This is a genomic window from Pseudarthrobacter sp. BIM B-2242, assembly GCF_014764445.1.
GTDB lineage: Bacteria > Actinomycetota > Actinomycetes > Actinomycetales > Micrococcaceae > Arthrobacter > Arthrobacter luteus_A.
Map to the genome: position 1 here is coordinate 352,189 of NZ_CP061722.1, position 13,007 is coordinate 365,195.

The 13,007-nt window shown below is 66.1% G+C and carries 18 protein-coding genes; 3 read left to right on the top strand and 15 right to left on the bottom strand.

Going from position 1 to position 13,007, the window contains the following annotated elements:
- From IDT60_RS22700 to IDT60_RS22765, 14 genes are all read right to left on the bottom strand, one after another.
- Entirely contained in the window at positions 1-420 is a 420-nt protein-coding gene (locus IDT60_RS22700; RefSeq protein WP_191082215.1) for a hypothetical protein, read from the bottom strand.
- A gap of 33 nt (positions 421-453) precedes the next feature.
- A complete protein-coding gene (locus IDT60_RS22705) occupies positions 454-846 on the bottom strand; it encodes a hypothetical protein (protein ID WP_223884041.1) in 393 nt (130 codons plus the stop codon).
- A gap of 148 nt (positions 847-994) precedes the next feature.
- A complete protein-coding gene (locus IDT60_RS22710) occupies positions 995-1,876 on the bottom strand; it encodes a hypothetical protein (RefSeq protein WP_191082217.1) in 882 nt (293 codons plus the stop codon).
- A gap of 36 nt (positions 1,877-1,912) precedes the next feature.
- Positions 1,913-2,053, bottom strand: a complete 141-nt coding sequence (locus IDT60_RS22715; protein ID WP_191082218.1) for a hypothetical protein — start codon at positions 2,051-2,053, stop codon at positions 1,913-1,915.
- A 41-nt stretch (positions 2,054-2,094) separates the two neighbouring features.
- On the bottom strand, positions 2,095-2,520 hold the full coding sequence (locus IDT60_RS22720; RefSeq protein WP_191082219.1) for a hypothetical protein: 426 nt from the start codon (positions 2,518-2,520) through the stop codon (positions 2,095-2,097).
- A gap of 73 nt (positions 2,521-2,593) precedes the next feature.
- A complete protein-coding gene (locus tag IDT60_RS22725; protein ID WP_191082220.1) occupies positions 2,594-3,229 on the bottom strand; it encodes a DUF2637 domain-containing protein in 636 nt (211 codons plus the stop codon).
- Positions 3,230-3,239: 10 nt separating this feature from the next.
- Positions 3,240-3,629: a hypothetical protein gene (locus IDT60_RS22730; protein WP_191082221.1), complete on the bottom strand. Its 390-nt coding sequence runs from the start codon at positions 3,627-3,629 to the stop codon at positions 3,240-3,242.
- Entirely contained in the window at positions 3,626-4,285 is a 660-nt protein-coding gene (locus IDT60_RS22735; RefSeq protein WP_191082222.1) for a hypothetical protein, read from the bottom strand. Before IDT60_RS22735 ends, IDT60_RS22730 begins: the two co-directional genes overlap by 4 nt.
- A 52-nt stretch (positions 4,286-4,337) precedes the next feature.
- The gene (locus tag IDT60_RS22740; RefSeq protein WP_191082223.1) at positions 4,338-5,342 is read right to left on the bottom strand and encodes a hypothetical protein; all 1,005 of its coding nucleotides are present in this window, start codon (positions 5,340-5,342) and stop codon (positions 4,338-4,340) included.
- 492 nt (positions 5,343-5,834) lie between these two features.
- Complete coding sequence (locus IDT60_RS22745; protein WP_191082224.1) at positions 5,835-6,824, bottom strand: hypothetical protein; 990 nt, start codon at positions 6,822-6,824, stop codon at positions 5,835-5,837.
- 137 nt (positions 6,825-6,961) lie between these two features.
- Positions 6,962-8,464 (bottom strand): hypothetical protein, encoded by a 1,503-nt coding sequence (locus tag IDT60_RS22750; RefSeq protein ID WP_191082225.1) that lies wholly within the window; start codon positions 8,462-8,464, stop codon positions 6,962-6,964.
- A gap of 39 nt (positions 8,465-8,503) precedes the next feature.
- Positions 8,504-9,103, bottom strand: coding sequence for a M50 family metallopeptidase (locus IDT60_RS22755; protein ID WP_191082226.1), 600 nt, complete (start codon positions 9,101-9,103; stop codon positions 8,504-8,506).
- A gap of 44 nt (positions 9,104-9,147) precedes the next feature.
- Positions 9,148-9,696, bottom strand: a complete 549-nt coding sequence (locus IDT60_RS22760) for a dihydrofolate reductase (RefSeq protein ID WP_191082589.1) — start codon at positions 9,694-9,696, stop codon at positions 9,148-9,150.
- A complete protein-coding gene (locus IDT60_RS22765; protein ID WP_223884042.1) occupies positions 9,696-10,058 on the bottom strand; it encodes a hypothetical protein in 363 nt (120 codons plus the stop codon). The genes IDT60_RS22760 and IDT60_RS22765 overlap by 1 nt, the downstream gene beginning before the upstream one ends.
- 92 nt (positions 10,059-10,150) lie before the next feature.
- On the opposite strand from IDT60_RS22765, the gene IDT60_RS22770 reads away from it, so the two are divergent.
- Together IDT60_RS22770 and IDT60_RS22775 are read left to right on the top strand one after the other, a co-directional pair.
- A complete protein-coding gene (locus tag IDT60_RS22770; RefSeq protein WP_191082228.1) occupies positions 10,151-11,002 on the top strand; it encodes an AAA family ATPase in 852 nt (283 codons plus the stop codon).
- Positions 11,003-11,163: 161 nt separating this feature from the next.
- A complete protein-coding gene (locus IDT60_RS22775) occupies positions 11,164-11,916 on the top strand; it encodes a hypothetical protein (protein ID WP_191082229.1) in 753 nt (250 codons plus the stop codon).
- 86 nt (positions 11,917-12,002) lie between these two features.
- On the opposite strand, the gene IDT60_RS22780 is transcribed toward IDT60_RS22775, so the two are convergent.
- The gene (locus tag IDT60_RS22780) at positions 12,003-12,344 is read right to left on the bottom strand and encodes a hypothetical protein (protein ID WP_191082230.1); all 342 of its coding nucleotides are present in this window, start codon (positions 12,342-12,344) and stop codon (positions 12,003-12,005) included.
- Positions 12,345-12,456: 112 nt separating this feature from the next.
- Between IDT60_RS22780 and IDT60_RS22785 the strand changes: the two genes are divergently transcribed.
- The gene (locus tag IDT60_RS22785) at positions 12,457-13,005 is read left to right on the top strand and encodes a hypothetical protein (protein WP_191082231.1); all 549 of its coding nucleotides are present in this window, start codon (positions 12,457-12,459) and stop codon (positions 13,003-13,005) included.
- The last annotated feature ends 2 nt before the right edge of the window (positions 13,006-13,007 follow it).

Below are 13,007 nucleotides of genomic sequence, written 5' to 3' on the forward strand. Positions count from 1 at the left end.
TCAGGCATATGCGGTGGCCAGGTGGAGGTCTTCCTTGCGGAGCTGTTCGATGTCGCGGCGCACGGCGTCAGGGTCCCCGTACCAGGCGGTGGTGTCGCCGTTCTGCGACAGGTAGCGCTGGTATTCAGCCGGGGTGTAGCCGTTGGCCAGCTCGTAGGCGTCCTCGGCGGCGCGGCGGGCCGTGCTCGAGGACGGGTCCCCGGTTTCCTGCACACGGGTGCGGACGGCGTGCAGGATCTCCGGGGTCATCTCAATGGGAGGCAGGTCGGTGCCGGGGGTGTTGACCAGCAGGGTCAGGATGCCGTCGTCGTACCGGGTCGCCAGGTTCAGCTGGCTCTCAGGATGCTCGACGGCCTTCCATTGGCCATTGGTGGGGATGCCGGGGGTCTGGACGCGGGGCTGGGCTGGGTTGAATGCCATGCCCGTCTGTGTGCGGCTACCCCCGGACTGCAGCTAGGCGGCTGCGCCCAGGACCCGGTCGAGGTACCCGGGGTGCTTCGGGTCGGTTTCCTCGTAGGCCAGCGGGTCGGTGGCGGTCCGTGCCTGGCGGGTGGCGCGGTAGGCGCCGAGCTGCTTGACCGACTCGGCCTCGATGGCATCTTCCACCAGCTGTTCCGCCAGGAACTTGCCAAGGTAGGGCAGCTGCTCCGGGCTGAGCTCGCCGATGGTGTTTAGGGCGGCGAGGACTTTCGCGTCGTCCTTGGCAGCGTATTCGACCAGCTGCTGGTCGCCTTCGCCGCGGAGTTCTTCGAAGGTTTCAGGGCAGGTGGCGATCGCCTGGCGTCCGGCTTCTGCGCGGTCGGCGTCGGTGGTGGCTGTGGGTGCGGCGGCTGCTGTGGTGGTCATGCCCGATATGTGTGCGGCATGCGGGGAAACCTGCACCGCGTCCGCGCCATGGTGGTGCCGCCGCTTCCAGCGGAGTGCCCTCATGGGCCTATTGTCCACCGCTGGCGCCCGCGCCGGTAGGGGCGCGGGCCCAGGTTGGGGGCTGCTTTTAGCTGCCTGTCTCGATGGGGGTGTGGCGCCATGCGGCGAGCCGTTTCCGGGCCAGGATTTTGATGTTCTCGGTGCCGAAGCCGGCGCCTTCCATGCTGGCCAGGTACCGCAGGTTTTCTTCGCAGGTCGGGTCGCCGCGATGGGCGATGAGGCCGTCGATGCGCGATTCCAGGGCGCTGACCGGGTGGGAGGTGAAGTTGGGGTTCTCTTCCTCGCCGACGGTGGGTCGCTCGGCTGCGAAGGCAGCGGCGGCCTCGTTGATGGTGGCCGCCTTGGACAGCTCCCTGCGCTGCCAGTCTTCGGGCTGCAGCTCGTGGTTACGCATCAGGGCATCCATCCACTGGGAACCGAGGTACGGGAGGGCCTCCTTGACTGCCTTCCGGTACTCCTCGGGGCTGTCCTTGATGTGGGAGGCTGCGGCGTGGAAGGTGTCCTCGGCGGTCGGGACGTAGTGCTTTTCGACGGCGAGGCGCTTCTTCCTGGTCTCGGCCAGGTCCCGGGCGAGGGCGTCGCCGAGATGGTGCGGGGTCGACCATTCCTTCTCCAGGGAGCGGTCCAGGGAGTCATCCCGCTCAGCCTCCTCCCGGATGCCTGCCTTGTCCTCCTCGGAGAAGACGACGTTGAAGTCGTCCCCCTCCAGGACCTGCTCGATGACTTTGCGTCCGTAGTGGCGCCGTTCCTCGTTGGAGGGCCGGTCGTTATAGATCAGGTCATGCAGCGAGGGCTGGGACGGGATCCGGATGATGGGGCCGGCGCCAAGAGACGGGACTTCTTCGGAGTGGGCGACGGCGGTGAACTGCCCGCCTTCGGGAATGCCTGCCGGCTTGTGGGCCTGCTTGGTCTTTGCCCGGCCAGCCGGGCTTTTCTGCGATGCGCTCATGCTCCACCTGTGTGCGGCAGGCAGGGAGATTGCGCGTCAGGCGGCGGCCGGCTCCACGGCGAGGCCGCTCAGCTCGCACAGGGCGCAGACCGTGTAGGCGCCGTTGCGGTCGGCAGCACCGCCGCTGCAGATGATGCAGAGCAGCGTCTTGACGTTCGCGTCCTTCTTCTTTGCCATGGCCAGAATGTGTACGGACGCGGCGGAATCGGTGCACGCCATCAGGACACCGGGACGGTTCCGGCTGCGGCCACACGTGCCATGGCCGCGGCAGCTTCCTTCAGCCCCGGCCCCTCCTTGGAGGCGACGGCGGAGAGCTGGAGCTGGAGGAGGCTGACGCGGAGCATGTCGGCACCTGGGTCGATGTCGGCGTGGGCCAGGTCGATGATGAAGGCGGTGAGGACGCTGTCCAGCCGGGCCAGCCGGCAGCAGACGCCGATCCGGCCCCGTCCAAGGGCGGACAGGGCCAGACGGTTCGTGTGCAGGATGAGGGCGCCGGCCATGTCGCCGAGGACGGCCCGGCGGGCAGTGCACGGTTCGTCGTCGTGGACGATGATGGCGGCGAACATGTCCGAGGCGAGGGTGGTCGCATCACTGCGGGTGTGGAGCTCCTCCGCGAGCTGGGTGCGCAGTGACCGCGATGCCATGATCGGTTCCCCTCGAAGTCCGGCCTGAACGTGTTTCCGGTGTCTTCTATGCGCTCTGTGTCCCGACGGGCCGTTAGGCGCTCACCAGCTCGCGTTCGTGGTGCCGTTCCGGCTGCGGTGCGTGGACTGGGCGGTCGTCGCGGACGGCCGCGACCTCCGTGTCGAACGACGGTTCGGGGGCGGGGACCGGCTCCGACGCAGGCGAGGATACTGCGGCCCTGCGGGTGCCTGCTGCGCGGGCTGGCTTCTTCTTGGGCGCAGGGGCCGGGGCGGCCTTCTGGACAAGGATGACGGTCAGGTGTGTGATCGCCAGCAGGACCAGGGGCGGCATGGCAGCGACCACGGCAGAAACCGCTGGAGGTACTCCCCCATGGTTCTGGTCCACCGTGATGATGGCGTGGACGGAGTTCGCCGCGGTGGAAACGACGGCGCCCAGGAACAGCAGCGCCCACGGGTAGGCGAGGGTGCGGCGGTCATGTCCGGCGAGGGCGACGATGGCCACGGTGGCGGCAACGATGAGCCCGTCAATGATGATGGGCCAGATCCAGGCGAGGGACGGGTAGATGCCGGCACGTGCGGCCAGGTCGGTCAGGGACGCGAAGGACAGGACGAACGCCCCGGCGGCGATCAGGACCGTCGTGGCGATGCCGGTGGCAACGATGGGGCGTGACAGGGGTGCGCCGGTCCTGCGGGGAGGCGTGGATGTCATGGTGATCCTTTCAGGCGGTTTCGTACTGGCGGGCCAGGGCGGTGATTGGCTGCGATGCCACGGCGGGGCGTGCCCGTGTCAGTTCTTCGGTTGTCTTCCGGTGGCGGGGTCCGACGGCACGTGCGGGTCGTTCACCGCGCAGGGTCCGGAAGAGGTTCAGGCGTTCGGTGGTGCGGGGGTCGGCGGCGAAGACTGCGCCGTCGGCGGTTCCCAGGAAGTGGACGAGGGCGCTTTCCAGCGCCTTCGCCCGGCGGGGTGACAGGATGGCGATGCGCCGGTCTGCGAGGCGGAGGGCCAGCCGCGCGCGGCGGCGCGTGTTGGCGCTCCTGATTGCCACGGTGACCAGCATGGACGCCGCCGGGGCGAGGATGGCTGCCTCCAGGGCGAGGTAGTCGTTCACGGCTCGACGCCGTCTTTCTCGTGGGCGATCTGGGCTGCGGTGTGCAGGACGAGCCGGACCGTGGCGGCCAGGGTTTCCTGGTTCAGCTCCGGGTGCCCGTCGCTGATGCGGGAGGTGATGGTGCGGACATCGACGGACAGGCGCTGGATGCGGTTTGCATCATCTGCCTGGGTGGCGAGGATGAGGGCGTTCTCGGCGGCGGTGTTGCCGATGATGCCGCCGTTGCCGTCCGGGGCGAGTCCGGCCGCGTCGATCCTCTGCCCTTGCTGGCGGGGTCCCTGCGGGGCGCGTCCGGCGGCGGCGAGGGCTTCTTCGGCGACCTTGGCCATGGCCCGGTCCACGCAGCCGACATGGGTCTCGGCGTTGAAGGCCTTCTCGTACAGGTGGGCCCGCGCGGGTACCTGGTGGAGGTAGTCGTAGAGCTCGTGGGAATGCTCGAAGCCGAACTTGGTGGTCAGCACGTCGTAGGCGTCCAGGACACCGGACTTGGCGGCGTGGGTCAGCCTGCGGATCACGCCGTCGATGCTGCGGGCGGATTCCATGATCCGGTACGCGTCGGACTCGTGGCGGTCGTTCTTGGCAACCTGGCCGAGCCTGGTGAGGGCGGCGGTCAGGTCTCCGTCGGTGGCGAGGGGTTCAGGGGTTGTCTCAGGCATGGGCGTCATGTGTGCGGCGCCTGCTGCCCTCCTCCCCGTCTGCCCCTGGCGGTCAGGCTGCCTGCGGGACTCCGAGCGGACGGCCGGAGCGCCGGTGGGCCAGGGCTGCCAGCAGGGTCCGTGCCTGGTTGTCTGCGACCCGGCGGGTGGTTTCATCGAAGGCGAGCCGGTAGGCGGCGTCGTACGCGGCGAAGATCCTGTCGTCTCCGGCGGGGCCCAGGTGCGGTGCCGGTTCGAGCAGCAGGGCGAGACGTTCCGGGGACGGTCTGCGGGCGGCTTTGATGCCGGTGGCGGGAACGGTGTCCCAGGCGGGGCCGGCCGGGGTGATGGCGGTCTTGCCGCCGGGTCCGGTGCTGAACGTGGCGTGGGTCAGGCTGGCGGAGAGGGGGCCTGCGGGGGTGATCAGGGTGTGGACCGGGACAAGTCCGTGCCGCGGTGCCGAGAACGGGCCGCCGAGCAGGAGCCGCTGGGAGGGGGTGTACGGGTATTCGCGCAGCGGGACGGGGTTCGGTCCGGCGATCGCACCGAGAACCTTCGCGTAGGAGGCGGTGTCCATGAACGGGGCACCCTTGACCTCGAGCCAGGTCTGGTGGTCGGGGAGGTAGAAGTCCGGCAGGTAGTACAGGTCAGGACCGATCTCGTAGTGACAGGGTTCGTAGTCCCAGTTCACGCCGAGCAGGTCGAGGAACACCGCCCAGCGGGCCTCCAGCCGGGACCGGAAAACCTTGCCCGAGTAGAGCACTTCGATGGCCTTGGGCTTGGGTGCCCGGGACGCCTTCCGGCGGGGTGCCGAGGTGGTGTTGCCGGCGCGCTTGGCGGCCGTTTTTGGAGTGGCCCCCGTCCTGGTCCTGGACGTCGTCTTGGGAGTCGTCTTGAGCTTGCCGGCTGCCGTGGTTTTTGTGCCGGCCTTGGCGGCCCTGGTCTGAGCCGGGGAGGTCTTGGTGGCGGCTGGTTTTGCTGCCCGTGACGCGGATGTCGTCTTGCGGGCTGCGGTGGTTCGTGTGGTTCGCTTGGCGGCAGTCTTCCTGGCGGCCGGCGCGGTCTGTGCGGGCATCATTCCTCCTGCCACTGAACATGCGCAGATCCTGCCGGGCGGGGGTGCCGGCCAGAAACGGGCCGAAGGAGGCAAAAGGGCGTGACCGATCAAATGGCGACCATGGCGACCAGATGGCGACCACCTGGTCGCCCATAAAAATCCGCGCCAGCACTGGGAAGCAGGGCCCTTTATATATATATGACCGATCAAACCGATCACTTAACTACTACTACATATAGGGATCCTCGTTGTTTCCCGTTACTCACCTTCTCTCCTATAGGCATACCTCCCGCTGGTCGGTTTGGTCGCCCATCGCCCAAATTCCGCGCCAGCACTGGGAAGCAGGGGTGGTCATTGGGTCGGTCACTGGTCGGTCAGGTTGGTCATAAACCGGCTTTCAGGACCCAAAAACGGCGAAAAACGTCTCTTTCGTCATTTTCGACCGACGACGGGATGACCTGCCGGACGCACTTCGGGATGTTCAGCGCACGGCCGGCAAGTCGGTCAGACAGCTCAGACCCAGGAGGTTTTGGGTGCTCCGTCACCTCCGTAGGCGGATTTCACCAGTCCGCAGACGTCGTCCCAGGAGTATCCGTCGCCGGAATCATCGAGGTACACACGGCCTGTCTGGGGCACTTCGGGGCCGTCCTCGGTGGGCTTGGCAAGGGTCCTTTTGAGGGGTGTCGGGAGGACGGTGTCGTAGCCCTGGCCGTTCCATTTATCGATCAGCAGGAGGTGCGGTTTGGCGAATTCCAGGACCCTTTCCTTGCCCGCTTCGGGGTCGCTGTCGGAGCGTGTGGAGGGCACGACATCGGCCACGTCGGAGTAGAAAATCACGTCCAGCTGGACACCTTCATGCCAGTCGTATGGGCCTTCCGTGACGAGGTCATCTATGGCCTCCTTGACACCCTCCGCGGAGGTGTCCACACCGGCCTCTTTCAGGACGTCCTCGATGACCTTCTGCCGGGCCTGGAGGCCTCCGTCGTCCAGGTGCCGGCCGGAGGCCAAGCGGGGGTCCTGGAGGCGCCCTGTGGGCTGTCCCAGGGAGGTGCGCATCAGCTGGGGGCGGGTGTTGCGCAGCAGGTCCTTCACGGGATCCGAATCGTCGCGCTCTTCGACGGCATAGCGGACGGCGTCCTGCTCATCGGTGTCCAGTTCATCCCACTCCCGGTCGAAGCGGCCTTCCTGGACGGCGGTCTCCAGCTCCTCGGTGGCGATGCGGACGGTTTCGTCGTAGGCGGAGTCGGAGAACCTCTCGTCGACGTCGTTCTCGGCGTCGTTCCACTGTCCGGAGAGGATCATGCCGATCTGCTCTTTGGTGAGCTGGTCGTCGTACTGGACGAAACGCAGGCTGACCGGATCGGTGCCGGCAGCGACGATGCCTGCGGCGTCTGCCGACTGGTTGGTCCCGGCCAAGGCGACATCGGGCTCGGAGTGGGTATCGGGGGCGAACTGGCCGCCCGTGGGAATGCCCTCAGGCTGGCGGTTTGGTTTTCTGCTCATGCCCTTCTGTGTGCGGCTGCAGCCCCGTGACACAAGAAAGACCCCGCAGACGTGGGGGACGCCGACGGGGTCTTACTGGCTCAACCTTTACACCAACAAAGTGCTTCCGCAAACTCTGCTGATGATGATTGGCAGGGTTATTGCTTGGCCGCTGAAAGCCGCTTCAGAACCTCCTGGGTGACGGCGTCCTGGAGCTTGGCGAGGTCCTCGTTGCTCAGCGTCCCGATCTCGGCTGCGGGGCCGGTGGGAGTTTCCCCGGCGTCGCTGCTGCCGGTGGTCTGCGTGCCGTCGGTACCGGCTGACTTGCCGTCTTTGTCGATGCAGCGGATCTTCTCGCCGTCGGCATTGGCGAGGCAGGACGAGCCGTCGGCCTTGACCTGCACCCGGTAGACCACGTTCTGGTTCAGGCCGATGGAGGCAGCCCACTCGTCGTGGGAGACCGGGATGACTTCCTGGACCGACAGGCCGGTGGCCCAGCCGTTCAGGGAAGAGTAGTCGGCCTTGATCTTGTCGGCGGTGGCGGCGTTGGACTGCCGCGGGACCTCCAGGTGATAGAGGGTCACGCTCGGGGACTCACCCGCCTTGACATGGCCGGATTCGAGCAGTGCGACGTCTTCGATGGAGCGGGACGAGGCGCGGGACGTGAACGGTGAGGCGTACACGGAACCGGGTGCGTCCTTGTAGGCGAGGGAGAAGGCACTGTGATTGCCCTGGTTCGGGTCGTTGGCGTCTTTCACTTCGTCGGTCAGGCCGGACTGTCCCTGAACCATGGACCACCAGCCGCCGTTGTGGGTGGCGAGGGAATCGTTGACGCGCTGGACGTAGGACAGGGCGACGGCCGGCCCGGGCAGGTCGCCTGCCCTGACCTCATCCCGGATCTCAACGTTGCCGGTGCGCCCATCGTAGATGGCAACCCCTGCCGGGCGGTGGACCGGGTTGATCCACCCGTTCAGCTTCGTGACCGGGACAACAATCTTCGGGGTGTCACCGTCGCAGTAGCCCCAGGCGTCGTCCTTCTTGGCGATCAGCAGGGAATCCTTGGCAGCGATCGCCCGGGTCAGGGAGTTGTGAAACCAGCCATCCATCCGCCGGTGCGCGTTCTTCTCATCGAAGAGGCAGGGCTTGCCGGAGGCCTGACCGGTCAACTGAATGGTCTGGTTGATGATGGCCGCGTAGCCGGGGTTGAAGTTTCCTTTCCTGTCCACAATGGTGCTGTAGTGGTTTGAGTCCGCGAGGTAGTCGGTGCCGCCGATCTGGCCGTTGATGCCGGAGAGGTTGGAGCTGGCCTGGCGCTCAGCGACCAGGAACGGGGCGCGCTCCTTCAGCCCGGGCATCGGGTCGTTGGATATGTGGACGGTGGAGGCGTATTCGAGCTTGGTGTTGTAGTCCCGGGCATTCGCGTAGAAGATGAGTCCTCCGATGCCCAGAATGCCGATGAGGATCGTGGCACCGGTCTTCTTCATGGCGAGTGCGGCAAGCACGGCCACGCCAATGATGACGATGAGGAGCAGCGGGAATCCCCAGATGATGACCCAATCGTTGATGAAGCGCGCGCGGGTCAAGGGGTCAAGCAGCGGCAGGCCGAGGATGGCGAGGACGCCGAGGGTTCCGGCGACGCCGGCTTTCGTAGATGTTTGCATGCGCCTCATGTGTGCGGAGGACGACGGTGCTCTCCCCTGTCATACGGCGGCAGCGGGCTCCAGATCCGCGGTCACCGGGAATACTCCGGTGCAGGCCGGGCATGGGCCCGAGGGGCGGCACGCAAGCGCCGGGTTGCCGCCCAGTCCCAGCCGAATAAAGGCCCACAGGCGGTGCCCGTCGAACGGTTTGACCGGCAGGAGGTTCCCGGCTCCGTTCACCATGGCCAGGAAGCCTGCGGCGCCCACGGGATCGGCCCAGGATGATCCGCCGGCAACCCACATCGCCGTGCCCGCAATGATCTCGATGACGGGCCCGGCGGCAATGGCTGCGGCCCGGCGCCAGGCGGTGGTGTCACCGCTGGTGGCCGCCACGCCTGACATCCCGAATTCGAGACGTTCGACTGTCCGTCCGGTGAGCCGTGCAGCGACCGCGTGCCCTGTCTCATGCAGGACGAGCGCGGCCAGGGCGAGGGTTCCGGCCAACAGGGCCTCGTGCCAGCCCACCTGCAGCCGCCCTTCCGCAGGGAACCGGGCCTGGGCCATCAACACCCCGCCCGCCAGTGTGAGGCTGGTGAACAGTGCCAGGAGGCCCGGTTTGAGAACGACAGGCCAGGGGGTACGAAGGACGGTAAGTGGCATGGACCCCATGTGTCCGGACAGGAGGAAGGGACTCACCCCGTCAGCTACTGTGCGGGGCGACCGCTCTGAGAACGCGTCCAGGTTTCGATCCGGTACCGCGTACCGTTCTTCGCCACCGCCCACCCCGCGGTAGGGGCACAGGCTCCGAGCGACCAGTCCGAGCCAAGCTCGGGGGCGAACGTATCGCCCTCGACGTCGGCGTCAATGCGGGTGATGACTGCCGTGTCGGCAATCTGCGCAGCAAGGGCCGTGCGGTACAGCGTGCCTCCGCCGATGATCCAGATTGGACCGGGGTCCGGCTGGCCGAGGGCGGCGACGACAGCGTAATGGATCGAGCCGGCGCGAATGGCGCCGGCGGCATTCCAGCCGGGGTCCCTGGTGACGACGATGTTGGTCCGGGCGGGCAGCGGGCGGAACCGTTCGGGAAGGGAGTCCCAGGTCCGCCGGCCCATGATGACGGGGTGGCCTTCGGTGGTGCGGCGGAAGTGCTCGAAGTCTTCGGGCAGGTGCCATGGCATAGTGCCGTCGCACCCGATCACACCGTTGGCTGCCTGGGCCCAGATCAATCCGATCCTGGCCTCGGGTCGATGCATCACTGGATCGGGTTTCCGTCCAGGTCGACGTCGGTCAGGCCTTCCTTTTCGAAGATGGCCTGGCGGGTTTCGTCAGTGAACCCGGTCATTGCCTGAGCGCCGGAAACGCCATCCCGGTAGCCCCTCAACTCAGCCGCCTCAATCGCGGCAGCGAATACTTCCTCGATGGCTGCGGCAGCCTTGGCCATCCGTACCTGGCGGACCGCCTCTTGGCCTTCCTGGAAGCGCCCATTGTCGCGGTAGGCAGCTGCTTCATCGGCTGGCCACCCTGAAATCTCCAAGCAGCGGTCACGGAGGATCTCGGTCAGGGGCTCAACGAGCTCGGGTCGGACTGGGGGCAGCGCTTTTGTCTTCTTAGGCATGTCCGGCATGTGTGCGGACGTCGCTCTGTCCGTCCACGTTCAAGACGCTGCGGGAACGGCCGTGGTCCGGCTGTCTGCGCATGTTCAGTGGCATGCCTATCCTCCAGAAGCTCCGCACCATGGTCTCCAAAGCAGGCGTCGCACCAGCCACGCCGGCCGAGTTCGGCTTCGTCATCGGCGCCCGCATACACCCAGCTGATGAGGTGTTCGATGTGGAGCTGGTCGAGGAGCAAGTCACCTACGCCCCTGCCACCGATGGGCACCTGCTGCTGACAGGAGGCCCCGGCACCGGAAAGACGCTGATGCTCACCGCACTGGCCAACGAGGCGGCAAGCGACATGGAGGTCCACACCGTCGACGCTTGGGGCTCACTGGAGAAGACACACGCGCTCCAACCGAGAGCGGCGGCGACCATTGGCTTTACACCTTCTGAATGCGCCACGATGCTGGAAGTCGTTCTCGCCGAGGTGCGGCGCCGGGTCCAGCAGTGCGAGCTGGAAGGCGTAGCGGCCTTCGGCGGCCTTCAGGATCCGCCTCGAAGGATTCTCGTCATTCTCGACGACACACGGCACCTTCTGTCTGATGACGACTACTCACCTTCCGGCGACGGACAGTCGAAGGCGCGGTCGATCGAGTGCATCGAGGAGGTCGTTGAGTCTGCGGAACGCGCCGGCGTCACGTTCGTCTTCAGCTCGCAGTGGCGAGAGGGCGAGTCCGGGCTGCCCGCCAAAATTCTGGACGGCCCTATCGCCCGGCTCCACCTCAAAGCCACCCGCTACGAGTCATTCTCAAGCGATTCGAGCCGGGTGGTCTATCGGCACGGCTATTGGAAGCCGAGCGTTCAGTCCGAATCAATGCTGCTTATGCAGGAGCGGCAGGATGATCGACCGCTCTTAGGCCCTGCTGAGCCGCGGGGTCACCTTGCCGCCCCTGGATGTTGCTGACCAAACCATTTGCTGTTAACGTCTGCCCCAGCGCCACGACCGGTGGCGGACTCCGAGCAGAATGATGGACCTGTGCGCCATGTCTGCGGTGAGGACAAGGTTCCAGGAATCCCGGTCCCTCAACAGCCGATTCATTCAGGTGTTGGGCACAGGACAGCACCTTGATTGGATACTCCGTGGTTGCCAACCGCACACTCAAGGCCAGATCCCGCGAATATGCCGACTGGTATGGCGTCCCCTACCCGCGAGCCCTCGCCGATCTCACCGCACCAGGGCTGAGCGTTCCGCTCAACAGCAAGATCCCCCGTGAACGGATGGACTTCGACCCCGCGAAAGACCGCCACCTCATCCTTACCGGTGACTTCGAGCTCCGCGCTGGTTGCCTGGAGCGTGTTTTCGGGCGCTTTTCCTACAAGCCCCATGTGGAGTGCTTCATCATCGACGTGACAGGGGACCTTGCCCGGGCTTTCAGTGATGTGGCTGAGGACGGTTCGGAGGGCGCAGCGATGAACCCTACGGCCGCAACCATGTTGCTGGAGTCGCTTGTCGCTGCCGCCGACGACCCAACCGCGGTGCCGGCTGACCAGTTCGACGTGATCGCGGTCCACGGTCTGTCAGAAATGCTGGAGGCAGCACCGGAGTCGGCAGGGATCCTTGGCCGTCTTCTTGAAATTGACAGCCCGCAGCAGTGCTTTGTTCTTGCCGGCGACTGGATCGGTAACTGCCCTGTTCCGGGTGGCCCAAAGATCAGCGGAGCGACCCGGCTGCACCACGGGCCGCTGGGTGACCTCACCGGCCTCTCAGCCAAAAACCAGGAGCGGTGGAGGGAGCTGGACCCTGCAGAAGGGGATGTCGTTTACCAGAAGCGGGGCTACGTGCCGATCAAGGGCACTGCAAGAAAGCGAGCCTCCTGACAACGATGAAGGGCCCGCACCGTTTGGCGCGGACCCCTCATTCGGGTTCCTGGCAGCTGAGGCCAAACCAGGCGTTCATCGGTGGTCTATTGGTTGTCCTGCGGACCAGTGTCCCCCAAAAGGGACCGGATGGCGCTGACGAGAGCGGTGCCTTCCAGCCACGCAGAGGCAGCTGCCTCATCGCGGGGCACGACGGACACGTCCACGCCGTTTTCCCACCCGGTCATCTCAGCCAGCAGGATGTCGCGGTCCCGACGGCGGAGCTCCAGGGAGTACAGCGTCCGTCCCATCTTGCGAAGGTGCGCCAGGGTGTTCTCGAGGTAGCTCTGCGTCATTTCGGTCAGGGCATGCTGGTTCCCGTAGCGGTCCACCCAGTACGCAGACTGCTTCAGTGTGTCGAGGCTGATCGTCCCGGCGTTCTCGTTCATGGGCGACATGTGTGCGGCACCGCCTGGGTGCTTCACCGCCGCCGCGCCCGCACACAGGAAGAATGGCTGCTGACGAGACACCAGCCCGCTGACTCACAGAATGGAAGCATGCGTGATCGCTGAGAAGCCGAAGCATCCGGCCCTGCCGAAGTACCTGTACGCGACCGGAGCATGGAGCAAAGAGGTGCACGCCTACACCCAGGAAGAGTGGGGGCTTGGCGGCTCGCTGCCCAGCGGAGGCAACTACCAGGCCAGGACCTTCACCGGCCTGGCCATCGTCGCCATCATCGCGACTATCCCAGCGATCCTCGCGCCCCTGGGGTTTCTCTTTGGAATCCTCGCGCTGGTCATGTCGTTCTTCGGCTCTGCCAGCATCGGCATGGCTCTGATCCTCATCGTTGGCGGCGCCGTGGCAACCGTCCTGTTCACCGGCGGCTGGCTGCTGAGCATCCACGCCCTGCGAGGTGAGCTAAAGGCCCGAAAGCTCCGCAAGACCAAGGGCCTCCCAAAGCCAACGTACGGTGTTACTGACGACCAGGCCCGCCGGTGGTTCGAGGAACACCCCGGCACGCTGGAGATCACCAGGGAGAACTTCCCGCACAGCACCCGCCCGTTCCCGAGCGAGCCCGACTACCTGCCCAGCCAAGAGAAGCGAGCCTAGAG

What these genes read in the sequence shown, in the direction of transcription:
- IDT60_RS22700 (WP_191082215.1), bottom strand. Translation starts at nt 420, where the DNA reads ATGGCATTCAACCCAGCCCAGCCCCGCGTCCAGACCCCCGGCATCCCC.
- IDT60_RS22705 (WP_223884041.1), bottom strand. Translation starts at nt 846, where the DNA reads ATGACCACCACAGCAGCCGCCGCACCCACAGCCACCACCGACGCCGAC.
- IDT60_RS22710 (WP_191082217.1), bottom strand. Translation starts at nt 1,876, where the DNA reads ATGAGCGCATCGCAGAAAAGCCCGGCTGGCCGGGCAAAGACCAAGCAG.
- IDT60_RS22715 (WP_191082218.1), bottom strand. Translation starts at nt 2,053, where the DNA reads ATGGCAAAGAAGAAGGACGCGAACGTCAAGACGCTGCTCTGCATCATC.
- IDT60_RS22720 (WP_191082219.1), bottom strand. Translation starts at nt 2,520, where the DNA reads ATGGCATCGCGGTCACTGCGCACCCAGCTCGCGGAGGAGCTCCACACC.
- IDT60_RS22725 (WP_191082220.1), bottom strand. Translation starts at nt 3,229, where the DNA reads ATGACATCCACGCCTCCCCGCAGGACCGGCGCACCCCTGTCACGCCCC.
- IDT60_RS22735 (WP_191082222.1), bottom strand. Translation starts at nt 4,285, where the DNA reads ATGCCTGAGACAACCCCTGAACCCCTCGCCACCGACGGAGACCTGACC.
- IDT60_RS22740 (WP_191082223.1), bottom strand. Translation starts at nt 5,342, where the DNA reads ATGATGCCCGCACAGACCGCGCCGGCCGCCAGGAAGACTGCCGCCAAG.
- IDT60_RS22745 (WP_191082224.1), bottom strand. Translation starts at nt 6,824, where the DNA reads ATGAGCAGAAAACCAAACCGCCAGCCTGAGGGCATTCCCACGGGCGGC.
- IDT60_RS22750 (WP_191082225.1), bottom strand. Translation starts at nt 8,464, where the DNA reads ATGCAAACATCTACGAAAGCCGGCGTCGCCGGAACCCTCGGCGTCCTC.
- IDT60_RS22755 (WP_191082226.1), bottom strand. Translation starts at nt 9,103, where the DNA reads ATGCCACTTACCGTCCTTCGTACCCCCTGGCCTGTCGTTCTCAAACCG.
- IDT60_RS22760 (WP_191082589.1), bottom strand. Translation starts at nt 9,696, where the DNA reads ATGCATCGACCCGAGGCCAGGATCGGATTGATCTGGGCCCAGGCAGCC.
- IDT60_RS22765 (WP_223884042.1), bottom strand. Translation starts at nt 10,058, where the DNA reads ATGCCTAAGAAGACAAAAGCGCTGCCCCCAGTCCGACCCGAGCTCGTT.
- IDT60_RS22770 (WP_191082228.1), top strand. Translation starts at nt 10,151, where the DNA reads ATGCCTATCCTCCAGAAGCTCCGCACCATGGTCTCCAAAGCAGGCGTC.
- IDT60_RS22780 (WP_191082230.1), bottom strand. Translation starts at nt 12,344, where the DNA reads ATGAACGAGAACGCCGGGACGATCAGCCTCGACACACTGAAGCAGTCT.